Origin of the sequence: Bacillus cereus, assembly GCF_002561295.1 — a bacterium.
GTDB classification, from domain to species: Bacteria; Bacillota; Bacilli; order Bacillales; family Bacillaceae_G; genus Bacillus_A; species Bacillus_A cereus_S.
This window is the reverse complement of the sequence record NZ_NTUG01000019.1, coordinates 17,795-35,116: the sequence shown is the minus strand read 5'-3', so window position 1 is coordinate 35,116 and position 17,322 is coordinate 17,795. Positions and strand designations below refer to the sequence as shown.

The window sequence follows — 17,322 nt, the reverse complement described above, 5'->3', positions numbered from 1 at the left end:
TTGAAAATCATGTAAGTATATAAGAAACGGAGGTATACGAGTGCACGAGCATTTAAAAGAAAAGTTAGCGATTTTACCAGATCAACCAGGTTGTTATTTAATGAAAGATAAACAAGGAACAGTTATATATGTCGGGAAGGCGAAGGTGCTTAAAAATCGTGTGCGCTCGTATTTTACCGGTTCGCATGATGGAAAGACACTCCGCCTTGTTGGGGAAATTGTTGACTTTGAATATATTGTTACCTCTTCGAATTTAGAGGCACTCATTTTAGAATTAAATTTAATCAAAAAATATGACCCGAAATATAATATTCAATTGAAAGACGATAAAACATATCCATTTATTAAAATTACAGCTGAAAAACAACCGCGCTTACTCATTACGAGAAACGTAAAAAAGGATAAAGGAAAGTATTTTGGACCTTATCCAAATGCGCAATCAGCTCATGAAACGAAAAAACTGCTAGATCGTATGTACCCGCTCCGTAAATGTACAAATATGCCGGATAAGGTTTGCTTATATTATCATATGGGGCAATGCCTAGCGCCTTGTGTAAAAGAGATAACGGATGAACAAAATCAAGAAATTGTAGATGGAATTGTTAAGTTTTTGAACGGTGGACATAAAGAAATTCGCTCGGAATTGGAAGCGAAAATGTATGAAGCATCGGAAAAATTAGAGTTTGAACGTGCAAAAGAATTGCGTGATCAAATTGCTCATATAGATGCAATTATGGAAAAGCAGAAGATGATTATGAGTGACTTAGTTGACCGCGATGTGTTTGGTTATGCAGTTGATAAAGGTTGGATGTGTGTGCAAGTTTTCTTTGTTCGAAAAGGAAAGTTAATTGAACGTGATGTTTCCATGTTTCCAATTTATGATGAACCAGAAGAAGGTTTCTTAACATTCATCGGTCAATTTTACGAACAAAACAATCACTTTAAGCCAAAGGAAATTGTAGTGCCAGGAAGTATAGATCCTGAATTAGTAGAGCGTTTTTTAGAAGTGAATGTAACGCAACCGAAACGTGGAAAGAAAAAAGACCTTGTTGAGTTAGCAAGTAAAAATGCGAAGATTGCTTTAGGTGAGAAATTTTATTTAATCGAACGTGATGAAGAGCGGACGATTAAGGCTGTTGAAAATTTAGGTAAGCAGCTTGATATCGAAACGCCATATCGTATTGAAGCATTTGATAACTCGAATATTCAAGGAACGAACCCAGTTTCAGCAATGATTGTCTTTATTGATGGAAAGCCAGCGAAAAAAGAGTATCGAAAATATAAGATAAAAACAGTTCAAGGACCAGATGATTATGAATCGATGCGAGAGGTTGTACGACGCCGATATACGCGTGCATTGAAAGAGAATTTACCATTACCTGATTTAATTGTAATTGATGGTGGGAAAGGACATCTTGCAGCTGCTAGTGATGTGCTGGAAAATGAACTAGGCTTATATATCCCGATGGCTGGACTAGTTAAAGATGATAAGCACCGTACATCGCATTTAATGATCGGTGATCCTCCCGAACCTGTTATGCTGGAAAGGAATAGCCAGGAATTTTATTTATTACAGCGTATTCAAGATGAAGTACACCGATTTGCAATTACATTCCATCGCCAGCTTCACGGGAAATCTGTTATTCAATCTGCTTTAGATGGGATTCCTGGAGTAGGTGAGAAACGAAAAAAGGTATTGTTAAAACATTTTGGTTCGCTAAAGAAAATGAAAGAAGCGTCTGTGACAGAATTTGTCGAAGCGGGAATGCCACAAAATGTTGCAGAAACCATTTATTCGTATTTAACCAATAAAAAGACATTGTAGTTTACAATGTCTTCTATTTTTTGATATAATTTCAGAAGATTAAAAATAATCATAAGTGAATAAAAATACAAAAAATTATCTTTGATATTGTGATACATAACTTGTGGTTACGGATAACCTTATTTTCATAGTGCCTCCATGCGAGGATAGATGCGTTCTCTATCTAAAAAGAAGGATTGTATGTCATTGTTGTTTTTGTATGTATATAGAAAAGTCAACTAAACCTATATGTCTAGTTGACTGTTAATGGGACTCTACACTTCGATAGGATCTTTTACATCCCATTTTACAAGAAATGTGATAGAATCCGAACGCTTTTTTTGTTCTTCATATGACTCGGCAACAACATTTCGTTGTTTTTGAATTTGCTCGGCAACAAACCCTGTTTCTAATTGGTAGGAAGAATGTCTATTTTGTTTTTGACGCTCTGTAATGAGTGGGCTTGTCAATTGAAAATGCATTTCACGACGTTTATGCTCGATGATGTTCAAACGACCCCAGCCAGCTTTCTCAAAAAAGTGAATGACTTCTTCAATTGTCTCAAGCGGATATTTTCGCGCTAGGTTTCTACCAGCCCAATATAAGATGTCATCTAAATCCTTGCCAATTAAATCAGGCAATACTTCTTCACGTAACAGTTCATAAGCGAAGGCGTTCAATGAAACATCTTCCAAAGATGCTATATCGATTGTATTTTTGCTCACAATATTCCCCTCTTTCTATAGGGATTATTATATAACATTTATCATTTATAAAAACAGAACTTTCTTTGGGAAAAGCTGAATATATAGGAAGAAAAAAATAATTGGCAAATTATATGCAAATTATGTACAAATTATGTATACGTTTTCTTGACGCTTCGACAAAAATAGGAGTAAAATGAACTTGGTATCAAATTATGCTGAAATATTTCGAATAATTTTTTCAGTTTTTCTTATAGCAATAGTGAAAAAACATTATTGTTATAAACTAATACTGAAAGCAGCAGTCAAACACTCAAGGGGGGTAATGGGGACATGAAAGGCCGCGAGTATACGTTTCGCAAGTGGCACTCATTAATGGGGGTCATTCCGGTTGGTGTCTTTTTGACGCAACATTTAGTAGTAAACAATTTTGCAACAAGAGGAGCAGAGGCTTTTAACAAAGCTGCTCATTTTATGGAGCTCCTTCCATTCCGTTATGCGCTAGAAATTTTCGTCATCTTTTTACCGATACTGTACCATGCTATATATGGATTATATATTGCATTTACAGCTACGAACAATGCGAAATCTTATAGTTATTTCCGTAACTGGATGTTTGTCTTCCAAAGAATTTCAGGTGTGTTCACGCTTATTTTCATAGCTTGGCACGTTTGGCAAACTCGTATTCAAGCATTGTTAGGCGCGCAGGTAAATTATGATATGATGGCAGATATTTTAAATAATCCAGCTATGTTTGGCTTCTATCTAGTTGGGGTTATATCAACAATTTTCCACTTTGCAAATGGACTATGGACATTCTGCATTAGCTGGGGAATTACAGTATCGCCACGATCACAACGTATCTCTACTTATGTAACATTAGCTATTTTCTTAGGTTTATCTTATGTAGGTGTGAGTGCATTATTAGCGTTCATCGATCCACAGCTAGCAAATCAGTAAGGAGTGGGAGAGCATGAAAGGGAAACTTATAGTAGTCGGCGGTGGCTTAGCCGGCTTAATGGCAACGATTAAGGCAGCAGAAGCAGGAGTAAACGTGGAACTGTTCTCTTTAGTACCAGTAAAACGTTCGCATTCTGTATGTGCACAGGGTGGCATTAACGGTGCTGTAAATACGAAAGGTGAAGGGGATTCTCCATGGATCCACTTTGACGATACAATTTATGGTGGAGACTTCTTAGCGAACCAACCACCAGTTAAAGCGATGTGTGAAGCAGCGCCTGGTATTATTCATTTAATGGACCGTATGGGTGTTATGTTTAACCGTACAGAAGAAGGACTTCTTGATTTCCGTCGCTTCGGGGGAACACAGCATCACCGTACAGCATTTGCTGGTGCAACAACAGGACAACAGTTGCTATACGCGTTAGATGAGCAAGTACGTCGTCATGAAGTAGCAGGACTTGTAACGAAATATGAAGGTTGGGATTTCTTACGTGCTGTTATCGATGATGAAGGTGTATGCCGCGGAATCGTTGCGCAAGACTTACAATCGATGGAGATTAAGAGTTTCCGAGCTGATGCCGTGATTATGGCAACAGGGGGCCCTGGTATCATCTTCGGAAAATCAACAAACTCTATTATTAATACAGGTACAGCAGCGTCTGCTGTATATCAACAAGGCGCATATTATGCAAACGGTGAGTTCATCCAAATTCACCCAACAGCGATTCCAGGAGACGATAAATTACGTCTAATGAGTGAATCTGCACGTGGTGAAGGTGGACGTGTTTGGACATATAAAGATGGTAAACCATGGTACTTCTTAGAAGAGAAATATCCGGCTTACGGAAACCTTGTACCTCGTGATATTGCAACGCGTGAAATCTTTGATGTTTGCGTAGAGCAAAAACTAGGTATCAATGGTGAAAACATGGTATATCTAGACCTTTCTCATAAAGATCCGAAAGAATTAGATATTAAACTTGGTGGAATCATTGAAATCTATGAAAAGTTCACAGGCGATGATCCTCGTAAACTACCGATGAAGATCTTCCCAGCTGTGCATTACTCAATGGGTGGACTGTGGGTTGATTACAAGCAAATGACAAGTATTCCAGGATTATTTGCAGCAGGTGAGTGTGATTACTCTATGCACGGTGGTAACCGATTAGGTGCGAACTCATTATTATCAGCGATTTATGGCGGTATGGTCGCAGGACCAAACGCGATTGAATATATGAAAGGTCTTTCAAAATCATCTGATGCTGTTTCATCAACTACTTATGAGCAAAATGAGTTAATCGAAACAGAGAAATTTAACAATATTTTAACGTTAGATGGTAATGAAAATGCATATGTTCTTCATAAAGAGCTTGGAGAATGGATGACAGATAACGTAACAGTAGTTCGTGAAAATAAAAAGTTACAAGAAACAGATGCAAAAATCGTAGAGTTAATGGAGCGTTATAAACGTATTAACATTAACGATACAGCGAAATGGAGTAACCAAGGTGCTTCATTTACACGTCAACTAGCAAACATGTTTGAATTAGCTCGTGTTATTACAATTGGTGCATATAACCGTAATGAAAGCCGCGGTGCGCATTATAAACCAGAATTCCCTAATCGTGATGATGCGAACTTCTTAAAAACTACAATGGCGAAGTTTGAAGGAGAAGGAAATGCACCAGCATTCCATTATGAAGATGTTGATATTTCATTAATCCAGCCACGTAAACGTGACTATTCTTCAAAACACGATGTAGCTGCTAAGGATGAAAAGGGGGATAAACAAAATGTCTGAGAAAACAATCCGCCTCATCATTACGAGACAAGATGGACCAGATGCACAATCGTTTGATCAAGAATTTGAAATTCCATATCGTCCAAATATGAATATTATTTCGGCTCTTATGGAAATTCGTCGTAATCCTGTTGATGCAAAAGGAAACCAGACAACTCCTGTTGCATGGGATATGAACTGTTTAGAAGAAGTATGTGGTGCTTGTTCTATGGTAATTAACGGTAAACCGCGTCAATCATGTACAGCGCTTATCGATAAATTAGAACAACCAGTTCGCATAAAACCGATGAAGACATTCCCGGTTGTACGTGACTTACAAGTAGACCGTAGCCGTATGTTTGATGCGTTAAAACGTGTTAAGGCTTGGGTTCCAATTGATGGTACGTATGACCTAGGACCAGGACCAAGAATGCCAGAGAAAAAACGTCAATGGGCATATGAGCTTTCAAAATGTATGACATGTGGTGTTTGCTTAGAATCATGTCCAAACGTAAACAGTAAATCTGACTTTATCGGACCAGCGCCGCTTTCACAAGCTCGTTTGTTTAACTCACATCCAACTGGTGAGATGCATAAAGCAGAGCGCTTACGTGCAATTATGGGTGATGGTGGACTTGCAAACTGTGGTAACTCACAAAACTGTGTGCAATCATGTCCAAAAGGTATTCCATTAACAACATCAATTGCAGCATTAAACCGTGATACAACAATTCAGTCGTTTAAAGATTTCTTTGGTAGCGACAATAACTATTAATTTATATTGCCTCTTCGATTCGAAGAGGCAATATTTATATAGGTTTCTATCGTTTTAATTTTCTTTTTATTCCGAAAAATGTATTACTTATTATAAAATACAGATTGAAAAACTGATATAAAATCATTCCTGTTAGTTGGAATAGGGGACCGCTCATAGGTAGAAGCGGTCAGTGCCTCTTTTAGCCCCATGCCATGTGAAAACAGAAGGAGAAGAGGCGTGGAAAACTTCTGTTGTTTACGTAACCGCCACTTGTTGGAAAATTAAAATGAATATATAGAATAAAAGAAAAAGGAGAGAAGAGCATGAAGAAAATTTCTTATATTGAAGACTTTGAGAAATGGGAAAAAGGTTTTTCTTTTTATATTCCTGTGAAAGTTCGTTTTTGTGAAACAGATATGTTTGGACACATGAATAATGGGGTCGCCTTTACATACTTTGAGGAGGCGCGTATTGAATTTTTTAAAGAATTAGGTTTTATGCAAGAATGGACACATGAAGCATCTGAAACTATGATTGTTGTTGCTGACTTACAATGTAACTTTTTGAAACAGATCTTTTTTGATGAAAACTTAAAAGTTTATGTGAAAGCTGAATCTATTGGAAACTCTTCTTTAGATTTGCACTATATGGTGAAAAATGAAACTGGAGAAGTTTGTTTAGTAGGGCGCGGGGCAATGGTACAAGCATCGAAGAAAACGGGAAAAGGAGCACCTTGGCTGGAAGAATGGAAGCAAAAGTTACTACAATAAGGTGAGACATGAATAGGATAGATCGTATGTTAAGTAGAAAGAAATAAAAGTAGAAAACATATTGTATATGGTTAATATGCTTTCTACTTTATTTTTTATGTCTGAATAAGAGAATTCTCTTATTTTTTTGCACCCATCGCTTCTTCTAATGTTAGGTGATGATTATGTAAGTATGTAGCAAATGGATTACCAACGTAGCGAATGTGCCATGGTTCGTATGAGTATTCTGTTATATCTGTTTTATCCTCTAAATAACGAATAATGAATCCAAATTCATGAGCATGTTCCGCTACCCATTTTCCTTCCTCTGTTTCACCAAAAATAGGTTCTAATTGATAATCTGCTGATTTAGAACTAATATCCATTGTAAGGCCTGTTTGATGTTCGCTTGTTCCAGGAGTTGCACTTACTGAATCTGCTTCAGCTTGTCCTTGTTTTTTTATGTACATATTATGTAATGATTGTTGTCGTTTATAAGAGCGGTATCCTGATACAGCAGTAAGCTCTAGTCCTTGCTCTTTTGCTGCCTGGAACATTTTTTCTAGTGCTGCCGCGGCATCTTTACGAAGTAATGTTTTTTCTTTATCTTTTGGATATGCAAATGGAACGTCTGGTCTTATAAGATCATCTGGTGTATAACCATCTGGTAATTTACGATGCTTATTTACTAATACAAGAGGTGAATCTGGATTTGTAACAAGGGAGAAGTTCTCATCTATTTTTTTTGCTGTATGAGCTGCTTTTGGAAATACAGGAATCTCTTCTTTTGGATGTTCAATATGTTTCTTTGTTTCTACAGCTTTCGCTTCATTTTGTAGTGGAGACTTTGAGCCGAAGTAAGCGAAGGATGTGATACCGATTACAATCGTAGTGGCAGAAATAATAATTACCTTTTTCATAACGCTGTGTAATCTCAGTCCTTTCGTATAGTTTGTCTAATAGTCTTTATTATAAGTCTAGTTATTATAAAAAGAAATATAAGAGTCATAACGTAATAGAATTGCAAAGAAAATGTCAAAAAATGTGTGATTTTGTGGAATTATATATAATGTTCGTATATATGTATGATTGAATTTAATGGAATTAGAAATAGAGAAAGGATGCCCTAGGCCATCCTTTTTTTCTATTTTACTTCAAATGATTTTAAGTTATCACGACGAATTTGATCTTTTTCTGCATCAGATCGTTTGAAGTTGTAATCATATAGAGCACCTTCCCAATCACCGTACATTGGGTTAGGGAAAATGATGAATTTCTCACCGAATTGTGCTTTTGTTTCTTCAACTGTTTGATTACGATCTTTTACAGATTTCCCATCAAATCCAGTGAAGTCAGATAAGTTGTCACCGAAGAATAGTAAGATATCGTGTGATTGTGAAACAAGTTCACGACGTTTTTCTTTTCCTTTTTCTTTTGGATCTTGTAATAAAATATGTTCTTTTGTTGCTTGCGGAGCACCAACGCGCTCAAGGTTTTTAATTGTTGCATCTAATTGATTTGTTTTGCGGTTTGAAATGTAGTAGATGTCTACACCTTTAGATTCTGTATATTTTAAGAAGTCAATCGCACCAGGAAGAGCCTCAGCTTCCGCTTTATTAATCCACTCATCCCATTTATAAGGATAGCCCTTTCCTTCTTTCACTGTCATTGCTTGGTGAGGGCTGTTATCTAAAACAGTTTCATCTAAATCTAGTACAATTGCTGGTTTTTTACTTGTACCCTTTGCAAGAGCTGCATCAAGTTTCAATTGTCCAATGTTATACCCTTGATAATACAATGCTTTCGTTTCACCAGCTGTTTGGAACCATAAGTCAGCCATTAGCTGCTGGTCTGTTAGCTTTACGTTTTCTTCTTTTGCTATAGTTTTCTCTGCTGTTCCTGAGCATCCTACAAGCGATGTAGAGAGAACGGCTACAGATAATAATGTGGTAATGCCTCTTTTCATCTTCATATGTATCCTCCTTGATGTAAGTGAATCATATAATATTATATATTAAAATATAATGTTTTATGTAATACTTTTTATGAACTTTTTCATGTTGTTCTTTGTATATATAGTAGTGTGTCCTATTTAAGTATAGTAAGTAAGGAATTATATGATGGCAGATGACAATTTTTTTTGTCAAAGTGACAATTATAATTGACATAAGTTAGGTTTTTATTTACAATTTTAACTAAATAAAACAAATGGTTGAGGAGAAGAATATATGTCGTTGATTTTATAATTTAGTTATAAAAATTAATAGATTTACACATGTTACAATATTTTTTCTATCTTCAACATACCATTTAGAATATTGTAAGAATGCTGAAGAAGGGGAGGGATTATATTTGAGTTTACAAATTAAAAACTTAACGAAAATATTTGGGGAATCAAAAGCAGTCAACCAATTGGAAATCTCATTACCAAAGGGGGAAGTGTTGGGATTACTTGGAAGAAATGGTGCGGGGAAAACGACAACAATTAAAATGCTCCTCGGTTTATTAACTCCTAATGAAGGATCCATTACATGGAATGGGAAAGAAATCTCTCAAAGTGATGTAACAATTGGTTATCTTCCGGAAGAAAGAGGATTATATACGAAAAGTAGAGTGATAGACCAGCTTCGCTATTTCGGTAGATTAGAAGGAATGACGAAAAAAGAGGTAGATCGTGCGATTGATAAATGGCTAGAAAAACTAGCGATACCGGAATATAAATATAAAACGGCTGGAGAACTTTCAAAGGGGAACCAGCAAAAAATCCAATTAATTGCTGCGCTTATTCACGATCCAGAGCTTCTTATTTTAGATGAGCCGTTTAGCGGACTAGATCCAGTGAATGCTAGTATGTTAGCAAACATTATTGAAGAACAAGTGCAAAGCGGAAAAACAATTATCTTGTCCAGCCATCGTATGGAACAAGTAGAAGTGTTTTGCCAACATGTGTGCATTTTGAAAAAAGGGAAAGCGGTTGTAGAAGGGAAATTAAGCGACATTAAGCAAGAATATGGTTTTCGTAATTTAACAATTGAAGATGTGAGTGAAAATGAACAGGCATTGCAAGCTTTACATATTTCGTATGAAAAACAACAAGGACTGCTATATGTAAAAGTCCTTGATGATGCGGAAGCTTTAACAGTTTTACAAAAATTACAAGAGAAAGGTGTAAGCTTAAGACAATTTAAAATGTTAGAGCCGACACTTAACGAAATATTTGTAGAAAGGGCGAAATAACAATGCGTAAATTTTCTCATGTATTTTCATTTTATTTTAGGGAATCATTTTTATCGAAAAAGACGTTAATTACGAGTGGAATTTTATTTTTAATTGTGTTTGGTGTCTTTGCTTTTAACCACTTTACTGCTGATGGAGAGGGAAGTAAGGATAAAGATAAGATCGCAATTGTAGTGGAAACGTCGACTTATAAAGTACAAGAAGATGAGTTAAATAAGTTGTTACCGGCCGCAAAAGTAAAAGTGAGTAAGCAAGCAGAGTACGAAAAATTGCATAAGCAAGTTGAAGAAGGCGATTTAGATGCTTTGTTTCATATAACAGAAAAGAATGGCGTACCGGAAGTGAAGTATATATATAGTGGATTTCCAAGTGAAGTGGAATCTACAGTTATAACAAAATATTTAAAACAACAATATACGCAAATAACGATTACGAATAATAATGTTTCACCGGATGTGGCGCAGAAATTACAAGTGGAAATTCCACTGAAAGAAGAAGCGATAAAAGATCGTGCGAGCATATTTGGTATTGGATATCTTTTTACATTTATACTATATATGTTTATTCTTATGTACGGTAATGCAATTGGAACAAGTATCGCATCGGAAAAGGCTTCTCGCGTTATGGAGGTTATGATTCCGAAAGTAAAACCAATTATATTGATGTATGCAAAAGTTTTAGCAACGATTGCAACGGCCTTAGCCCAGTTATTAATTGCAGCTTGTGGGTTTTTGATTCCATATGCAATTGGTTGGATTGATTTTGACAATTCTGGGATGTTCGGACTGTTTCTAAATTTTGAGGCGTTGAATCCATTTGTCATTAGTATGTTCCTAATTTACTTTGTGGCAGGATATTTATTATATGCAATGCTATACGCAGCTGTGGGAGCAGTTGTATCTAAAACGGAAGATTTGCAAACTGTTGCAACGCCAATTATATTTTTAGCTATGGGTGCGCTTTTCATTAGTATTCAAGCATTGACAGATCCAAATAGTACACTTGTTTTAATTAGTTCTTATATCCCATTCTTTACGCCGATGGTTACATTCTCTCGTATTGTTGCTGGTGAGGCGGGTGCTATAGAGATTAGTACTACATTAGCGATTTTAGTCGTAACGATTGTAATCATTAATTGGATTGCAAGTCGCATTTATGTCAATGGTGTTATGAACTACTCTGATAAAGTGAAATTTAAAGATTTAGCTAAATTTATGAAGCGTCAATAATGATGAAAGCATGATTCTCTAAGGGAATCATGCTTTTTCTTTATGTATGAATGAAATATAGTATATAATGATAAGTATCATCTTTTGATAGAATGAACGTAAAGGAGGGGTGTGCAGATGGGAATTAGTAGCCGTTTTACAGTAGGTGTTCATATGTTAACGTTACTTGCAATAGATCGGAACTCTCGCTGTACCTCTGAATGGATTGCTGGTAGTGTGAATACAAATCCAGTTGTGATTCGTCGCATTACAGGAATGTTGAAGAGAGCGGGACTTGTTGATGTCCAAGCCGGAAAAGGTGGTACGTCGCTTGCTCGTGATTTAGATGAGATTACATTACTTGATGTATATAAAGCGGTAGAAGTAGTGGAAGAAGGACATTTATTTTCTTTCCATGAGAACCCTAACATTGAATGTCCGGTAGGAGCGAATATTCAATCGGTGTTGGAGATTATATTAATGCAAGCACAAGAAGCGATGGAAAATGTACTTGCGAATGTAACCGTTCAGCAACTTGTGACAAACTTACAATCGAAAATCCGGAATTAAAAAAGCGAGCCTCATATCAAAAGGCTCGCTTCTTTTAATTTCAGAAAGAATGAAAGTTCTATTTTTCAGTATTTAACACGAATTTCCCTACAATGGCAGCAACGATACCACCAAGAATTGGAGCAACAATAAATACCCATAATTGAGATAGAGCTTCTCCGCCAGCAAATAAAGCTGGTGCTAGGCTACGTGCAGGGTTAACTGAAGTTCCTGTTAATGGGATGCCTAGTAAGTGAACTAATACTAACGTGAAACCAATTACTAATCCAGCGAACTGTGCGTTACCCTTTTTACCTGTTACAGCAATAATAACTAAAATAAAGACGAATGTTAAAATAAATTCAACTAAGAAAGATCCTGATAATCCAAGTTTTCCAAAACCATTTTGTCCTAAGTTATCTAAAGACAGATTAGCAGATTTTAAAATTGTTACTAATGTTGTAGTTCCTAGTAAACCACCCAAAACTTGAGCTAGTAAGTAACAGCCAAGCTCCTTAGCATTCATTCGTTCGTTTATGAACATGGCAATTGATACGGCTGGGTTTATATGACATCCAGAAATTGTTCCAATGCTATATGCCATAGCAACAATTGATAATCCGAAAGCCATTGCGATGCCTAAAATTCCAATCCCTTCAATACCGCCGCCTAAAACAGCTGTTCCAGTCCCAAATAATACAAGTACAAATGTACCAATAAATTCAGCAATTCCTTTTTTTAGCATAATTTTCCTCCTTTAAATGTGCATGAGAACGTATTATAACATAGAATGATACTGTTCTAATTATAAACAAGGAATGAAAAAATATTCCGATTAAATAAACAATAGAAGTTCGTGCTATTGCGATCACATGAAAAAGCATGGATCTTAGGAAGAACCATGCTTTTTGTTATGCTATTTTCTTTTTCATAGTAAGTGGCACAGAACGATTTAAAATACTATTTGCGACCATTCCAGCCATAATGATACACATCCCAATTAATGAGAGTCCTGTAGGCAATGAACCATTTAAGAAAATGATTTCCCCAAGAACAGTAAATACCATCGTTCCGGCTTGTGTTGCTTCTACAGCACCTAGTAAGGAAAGGTTATTTTTTGCTAAATCTGTGGCGAAGAAAAATGTCATTGTTGCAATAACACCTGAACATAGTGCTAATAAAAATCCTTGGAGCATCTGTCCAGATGTTGGAATCCCTGTTGCCCCAAATCCGTATATTGCGAGAATAATGGTTATAGGCAGACTGCCAATCGCCATTCCTAGTACGCGCTGGAATGTATCAAGTCGCCCACCTACAACTTCCATCATCTTTCGATTGCCAAATGGATATAGGAAAGCAGCGAGAACAACGGGAAGAAAGCCAGATATAAATTGAGTGACCGTAATATGCCCTGCCTCTGTTGCCTGCATACAAATAACACCGATTAAAATAAAAAGTGATATATATAAACTACGAAGGGGGATTTTTCCGCGTACACGTTTTGTACCTGTTGTCGTTTGAATCGTAATAAAAAATAGTGGCGATAGTAATAAACCTGCTAGTATTGTAACTTGCCAAGTTCCTGCAACTAGCCAAGCTGGAGAAAAGACTGCTGCAAAACTTAATAAAGAATAAAATCCAATACCAGCTAAAGATCCCCATCCGAACCAAGCAAAAGGATGCCTTCGCATTTCTATCCATAATTCTCCTAGGTTTTTGCGAAATAATACGATAAGGAATAAAATAGGAAGAGCAAATAAAAAGCGGAAAGAAGCTGTCCAAGCCCAGCTTGTTCCAGATACATTCATCGCTCTATTAATAATAAAAGTTGCAGAGAAAAAAGCTGATGATAAAATACCTAATAATATTGCACGCATGATGTGTAAGCACTCCTTTCGAAATTAGATATCGATATATAGTATAATATATTTATAAACAATAAAAGTAAACTATTATATACTTTAAGGTGGTTTTGTTGCTTATGAAAGAAAAAGAGGATATGCAAACGAAAGAAGTTATTCAACAAGTTGGTCAGTTATTAAGAAAAATTCGCAATGAACAAAAACTAAGTTTAGAAGAGTTGGCACAAAAAACAGGGGTTAGTAAATTAACATTAGGAAAGATTGAAAGAGGTGAAACGAATCCAACATTGGGGGTTATTTGGAAAATTACGAAAGGGCTATCAATCCCATTTTCGAGATTAATGGTAGTTGGGGAGTCAGTGACCATTTCACGATCTGGGGAAGGATTTGCTGTCGATGAAGGCCAGGCGTGGCGGTTAGAAACAATGTTTCGATACACGAAAGAAACGGGCATGGAGATGCATCGTGCTTGTTTAAGGCCGAAGAGTATGTATGAACCAGAGCCTCATCATGAAGGAGCAATTGAACTTGTTACAGTTATGAAAGGTCAAGTTGTGATTCAAGTTGAAAATGATGTGTATGAATTAAATGGATTTGATTCGATTCAATTTGAAGCAAATAAGAAGCATAGCTATAAAAATAATGGAGATGAAATTGCTGTTTTACATTTAACAATGAAATATTCTTCTTAGCTAAAAAAAAGACCGCTTGTAATAAAGCGCTCTTTTTTTTTATGGATTTTAACGCTATTTTTGATAAAATATACTTAAGTTGGAATATTCTGAAAAACAAGGTGAATAAGTAGGATAAGGGATGGAGCAAATGACGAAATTTAGATTATGGAGATGGGTGCAACAAGTTCGAACAAGCCTTCGTTTAAAGTTATTAACATGTTTTTTAGTTGTCGCACTTATTCCGCTTATATTGTTTAGTTGGATGTCATATGAAAAGTCATCTAATCTTGTAAATGAACAGTTTGGGGATTATGGAAATTTTGCTATATCACAGCTTCAAACGCAAATTGAATTAACATTAAGCCATATGCATTTAATTGCTAGTGACATTCAAAAGTATTTATCAGACCCGACATTAATTGTCTTAAAAAAAGAAGCGCCGAAATCGTATTCGGAATTTATTACTGAGAAAAATTTTGAAAGGTTTTTAGAAGCTCATAAAACAGCACAAACGAAAGGGATCTTCTTGATTACACCTAGCGGTTATTATTATGGAGATCGATATTTAGATGTGCAGAAATTAAAGCAAGAAAAATTTTGGGAAGAACAAGGAGATTTATCACAAGGATATTGGAATGGAATTTATGTTCCGAATCATTACCCTGCACTTGATAAAAGTAAAGTAATTGGATTACTTGTTCCAGTCAAAACATCATTTGGTAGCTTGAAAGATAGCCGGATATTAGTGGAAACAGATGCGACGGATTTGTTTAAGTTTATTGATTCATTAGAAACAGATTTGCAGGCATTGATTACGATTCTTGATGAAAAAAAACAGGTGATTTATACGACGGATACAGATTACAAAAAAAACAAGGGGGATATCATTTGGGAAAAACCAATTCCATCAAATAAATGGAGTCTGGAAATTATTATTCCGGAAAAAGAATTTTATCAATCCTCTACAATTATTTTGTTTATTACATTAATTGGAATTGTTGTATCGCTATGCTTAGCTTTTATGTTGGCATTTTTAATATCGGCTAAGCTAACGGAAAATATCACAAATTTGGACCATGCAATATCCCAAGTAAGTAAAGGAGATTTTTATACAAATATACCGGTGAATTCACAAGATGAAGTAGGAAGTTTAACTGTGAATTTTAATAAAATGGTTGTCAAAATTAAATCATTAGTAGAGGAAATATACCAGAAGGAAAAGTTGAAAAAAGAAGCTGAGCTCAAGGCCATTCATTATCAAATTAATCCACACTTGCTCTTTAATACATTAAATTCGATTCAATGGAAAGCAAAGCTTCAGGGGGCAAATGATGTAAGTGAAATGATTTATCATCTTGTTGCTGTGTTAGAAGGGAATTTAAATTTTGCGAACGATCTTATTACACTCCAAAGTGAATTAAAGATTATTGAGCATTATTTAAAAGTACAGGAAATTCGATTTGGGAATCATTTTTCTTATACACAAAACATCTCGGTTTCTATGGAAGGGGAACAGATTCCAAGGATGTCGCTTCAACCTATATTTGAAAACATATTTTTTCATGCTTTCGATGATGGATATGGAACCATTACATTATCGGCATTTGAAAAGGATAATGGTGACTTATGCATACAAATTAAGGATGATGGTCGTGGGATTTCTGATAGGCGGAAACAGACTTTATTACAAGAGCCGTCTGCAGCACAAAGAGGTGGGCTTGGATTATATAATATTGATCAAAAATTCAAACTGCATTTTGGGATAGAGTACGGATTAACGATTCAATCAGAAGAAAAGAAAGGGACTATAGTTCAGATTCTTTGGCCAAAGGGAGGGCTACAGAAATGAAACGCATAAAAGTGCTCATTGCGGATGATGAAACGATTGTCCGGCGGGGCTTGAAAATGGCGATAGATTGGTCGGCGTATAATATGGAAGTAGTAGCGGATGTACCAAATGGTGAGAGAGGGTGGGAGGAGTTTGTACGGCATGAACCAGAAGTCGTGATTACAGATATTGTTATGCCTGTTGTAAATGGTATTGAATTTGTAAAACAGATTAAACAGCATGCGCCAAAAACAAAGGTATTATTATTAAGTTGTCATCGTGATTTTGAATATGCGCAAGAAGGAATTAAACTCGGGGTTTCAGGGTATTTATTGAAAACAGCGTTTCATGATGAGGAGCTGGATCAATATTTACGCGAATTTCAAACAGAGTTGACGATTCATAGAGAAAAGGAAGGGAGTAAGCAGCAAAAATCTCTCTTTTATGAAGACTTTTTTCAATGGTTATGTGGTTTTCAAAACCAGTTTCAAGAGATACTTGTGGATTTATTTCGTAATGAATGGAAATGGATGAATGATGGATATTATGCTTGCTTTATCAGATCAGAATCAAGGTTACAGCTTATATTACAAGAGATTGATCAAAAGTTACCGACGCCATATGTGAAAATTTTATGTGGAAAGGATCAATGTTTCTTATTTCTTAATCAAACATATAAGGAAATAATGGAACAACTATTTATGGATGTAAGGAGTAAGTACGAAGAACTATATTGGATTACGTCAAGGGAGTTGTTCAGCACCGAGCAATGGATGGATTCAGTTAAATCGATGAAGCAATTTGCAGAACTTGAGATTAAGTATAAAGTAACGATTAACAATTGGCCCAAAACAATTAAAGAGGCAATTTTATATACAATGAATCATTTATCAGAGCCAATTGTTGTTTCAGAAGTGGCAGAAATGGTAGGGCTAAGCAGAAGTCATTTTAGTACGCTTTTTAAAAAGATAATAGGTGAAAGTTTTCATTCTTTTACAGAACGAAGAAAACTTGAACTTGCCATGCAAATGCTTCAGACAACCTCGCTTACGATTCAAGAGGTATCAGAGCATATCGGTATTTCAAATAGTAAATATTTTAGTAAATGGTTTAAAAAGTGTACAGGAACAACGCCATCAGAATACCGAGACAAACAATGTGAAACTTTATATAAAACAAATTGACACCTCCCGTTTATGAAACGAAC

General features: G+C 35.8%; 16 protein-coding genes. 11 read left to right on the top strand and 5 right to left on the bottom strand.

Annotated features, from left to right (window positions below; all coding sequences use genetic code 11):
* Nucleotides 1-40: 40 nt before the first annotated feature.
* On the top strand, nt 41-1,825 hold the full coding sequence (gene uvrC, locus CN373_RS12855) for an excinuclease ABC subunit C (RefSeq protein ID WP_000544291.1): 1,785 nt from the start codon (nt 41-43) through the stop codon (nt 1,823-1,825).
* Nucleotides 1,826-2,079: 254 nt separating this feature from the next.
* Here uvrC and CN373_RS12850 read toward each other — a convergent pair whose 3' ends face one another.
* A complete protein-coding gene (locus CN373_RS12850) occupies nt 2,080-2,529 on the bottom strand; it encodes a YslB family protein (RefSeq protein WP_000042210.1) in 450 nt (149 codons plus the stop codon).
* A gap of 312 nt (nt 2,530-2,841) precedes the next feature.
* Here CN373_RS12850 and CN373_RS12845 point away from each other — a divergent pair, with 312 nt between their 5' ends.
* The 4 genes from CN373_RS12845 to CN373_RS12830 all read left to right on the top strand — a co-directional run bounded on the left by CN373_RS12845 (nt 2,842) and on the right by CN373_RS12830 (nt 6,778).
* Nucleotides 2,842-3,468, top strand: coding sequence for a succinate dehydrogenase cytochrome b558 subunit (locus CN373_RS12845; protein WP_000678361.1), 627 nt, complete (start codon nt 2,842-2,844; stop codon nt 3,466-3,468).
* Nucleotides 3,469-3,481: 13 nt separating this feature from the next.
* The gene (sdhA, locus tag CN373_RS12840; protein WP_098359477.1) at nt 3,482-5,272 is read left to right on the top strand and encodes a succinate dehydrogenase flavoprotein subunit; all 1,791 of its coding nucleotides are present in this window, start codon (nt 3,482-3,484) and stop codon (nt 5,270-5,272) included.
* Nucleotides 5,265-6,026: a succinate dehydrogenase iron-sulfur subunit gene (gene sdhB, locus CN373_RS12835; RefSeq protein WP_001291832.1), complete on the top strand. Its 762-nt coding sequence runs from the start codon at nt 5,265-5,267 to the stop codon at nt 6,024-6,026. The genes sdhA and sdhB overlap by 8 nt, the downstream gene beginning before the upstream one ends.
* Before the next feature lie 305 nt (nt 6,027-6,331).
* Entirely contained in the window at nt 6,332-6,778 is a 447-nt protein-coding gene (locus tag CN373_RS12830; RefSeq protein WP_000724336.1) for an acyl-CoA thioesterase, read from the top strand.
* Between the two features lie 119 nt (nt 6,779-6,897).
* Here the strand turns inward: CN373_RS12830 and CN373_RS12825 are convergent, their stop codons facing one another.
* The gene (locus CN373_RS12825; protein WP_000755745.1) at nt 6,898-7,677 is read right to left on the bottom strand and encodes a M15 family metallopeptidase; all 780 of its coding nucleotides are present in this window, start codon (nt 7,675-7,677) and stop codon (nt 6,898-6,900) included.
* Between the two features lie 224 nt (nt 7,678-7,901).
* Nucleotides 7,902-8,729, bottom strand: coding sequence for a 5'-nucleotidase, lipoprotein e(P4) family (locus CN373_RS12820; RefSeq protein ID WP_000782789.1), 828 nt, complete (start codon nt 8,727-8,729; stop codon nt 7,902-7,904).
* Nucleotides 8,730-9,109: 380 nt separating this feature from the next.
* On the opposite strand from CN373_RS12820, the gene CN373_RS12815 reads away from it, so the two are divergent.
* From CN373_RS12815 to CN373_RS12805, 3 genes are all read left to right on the top strand, one after another.
* Nucleotides 9,110-9,994, top strand: a complete 885-nt coding sequence (locus CN373_RS12815; RefSeq protein WP_000058100.1) for an ABC transporter ATP-binding protein — start codon at nt 9,110-9,112, stop codon at nt 9,992-9,994.
* A gap of 2 nt (nt 9,995-9,996) precedes the next feature.
* Nucleotides 9,997-11,223 carry an ABC transporter permease gene (locus tag CN373_RS12810; protein WP_001225007.1) on the top strand — a complete coding sequence of 409 codons (1,227 nt, stop codon included), beginning with the start codon at nt 9,997-9,999 and terminating at the stop codon, nt 11,221-11,223.
* A 117-nt stretch (nt 11,224-11,340) separates the two neighbouring features.
* Entirely contained in the window at nt 11,341-11,772 is a 432-nt protein-coding gene (locus CN373_RS12805) for an Rrf2 family transcriptional regulator (protein ID WP_000512994.1), read from the top strand.
* A gap of 58 nt (nt 11,773-11,830) precedes the next feature.
* On the opposite strand, the gene CN373_RS12800 is transcribed toward CN373_RS12805, so the two are convergent.
* Nucleotides 11,831-12,496: an aquaporin gene (locus tag CN373_RS12800; protein WP_000913427.1), complete on the bottom strand. Its 666-nt coding sequence runs from the start codon at nt 12,494-12,496 to the stop codon at nt 11,831-11,833.
* Nucleotides 12,497-12,662: 166 nt separating this feature from the next.
* Nucleotides 12,663-13,628, bottom strand: a complete 966-nt coding sequence (locus CN373_RS12795; RefSeq protein ID WP_001201620.1) for a DMT family transporter — start codon at nt 13,626-13,628, stop codon at nt 12,663-12,665.
* 104 nt (nt 13,629-13,732) lie between these two features.
* Between CN373_RS12795 and CN373_RS12790 the strand changes: the two genes are divergently transcribed.
* The 3 genes from CN373_RS12790 to CN373_RS12780 all read left to right on the top strand — a co-directional run bounded on the left by CN373_RS12790 (nt 13,733) and on the right by CN373_RS12780 (nt 17,299).
* Entirely contained in the window at nt 13,733-14,305 is a 573-nt protein-coding gene (locus CN373_RS12790; protein ID WP_000659536.1) for a helix-turn-helix domain-containing protein, read from the top strand.
* Between the two features lie 121 nt (nt 14,306-14,426).
* Nucleotides 14,427-16,136: a sensor histidine kinase gene (locus CN373_RS12785; RefSeq protein ID WP_098359476.1), complete on the top strand. Its 1,710-nt coding sequence runs from the start codon at nt 14,427-14,429 to the stop codon at nt 16,134-16,136.
* A complete protein-coding gene (locus CN373_RS12780) occupies nt 16,133-17,299 on the top strand; it encodes a response regulator transcription factor (RefSeq protein WP_098359475.1) in 1,167 nt (388 codons plus the stop codon). The genes CN373_RS12785 and CN373_RS12780 overlap by 4 nt, the downstream gene beginning before the upstream one ends.
* The last annotated feature ends 23 nt before the right edge of the window (nt 17,300-17,322 follow it).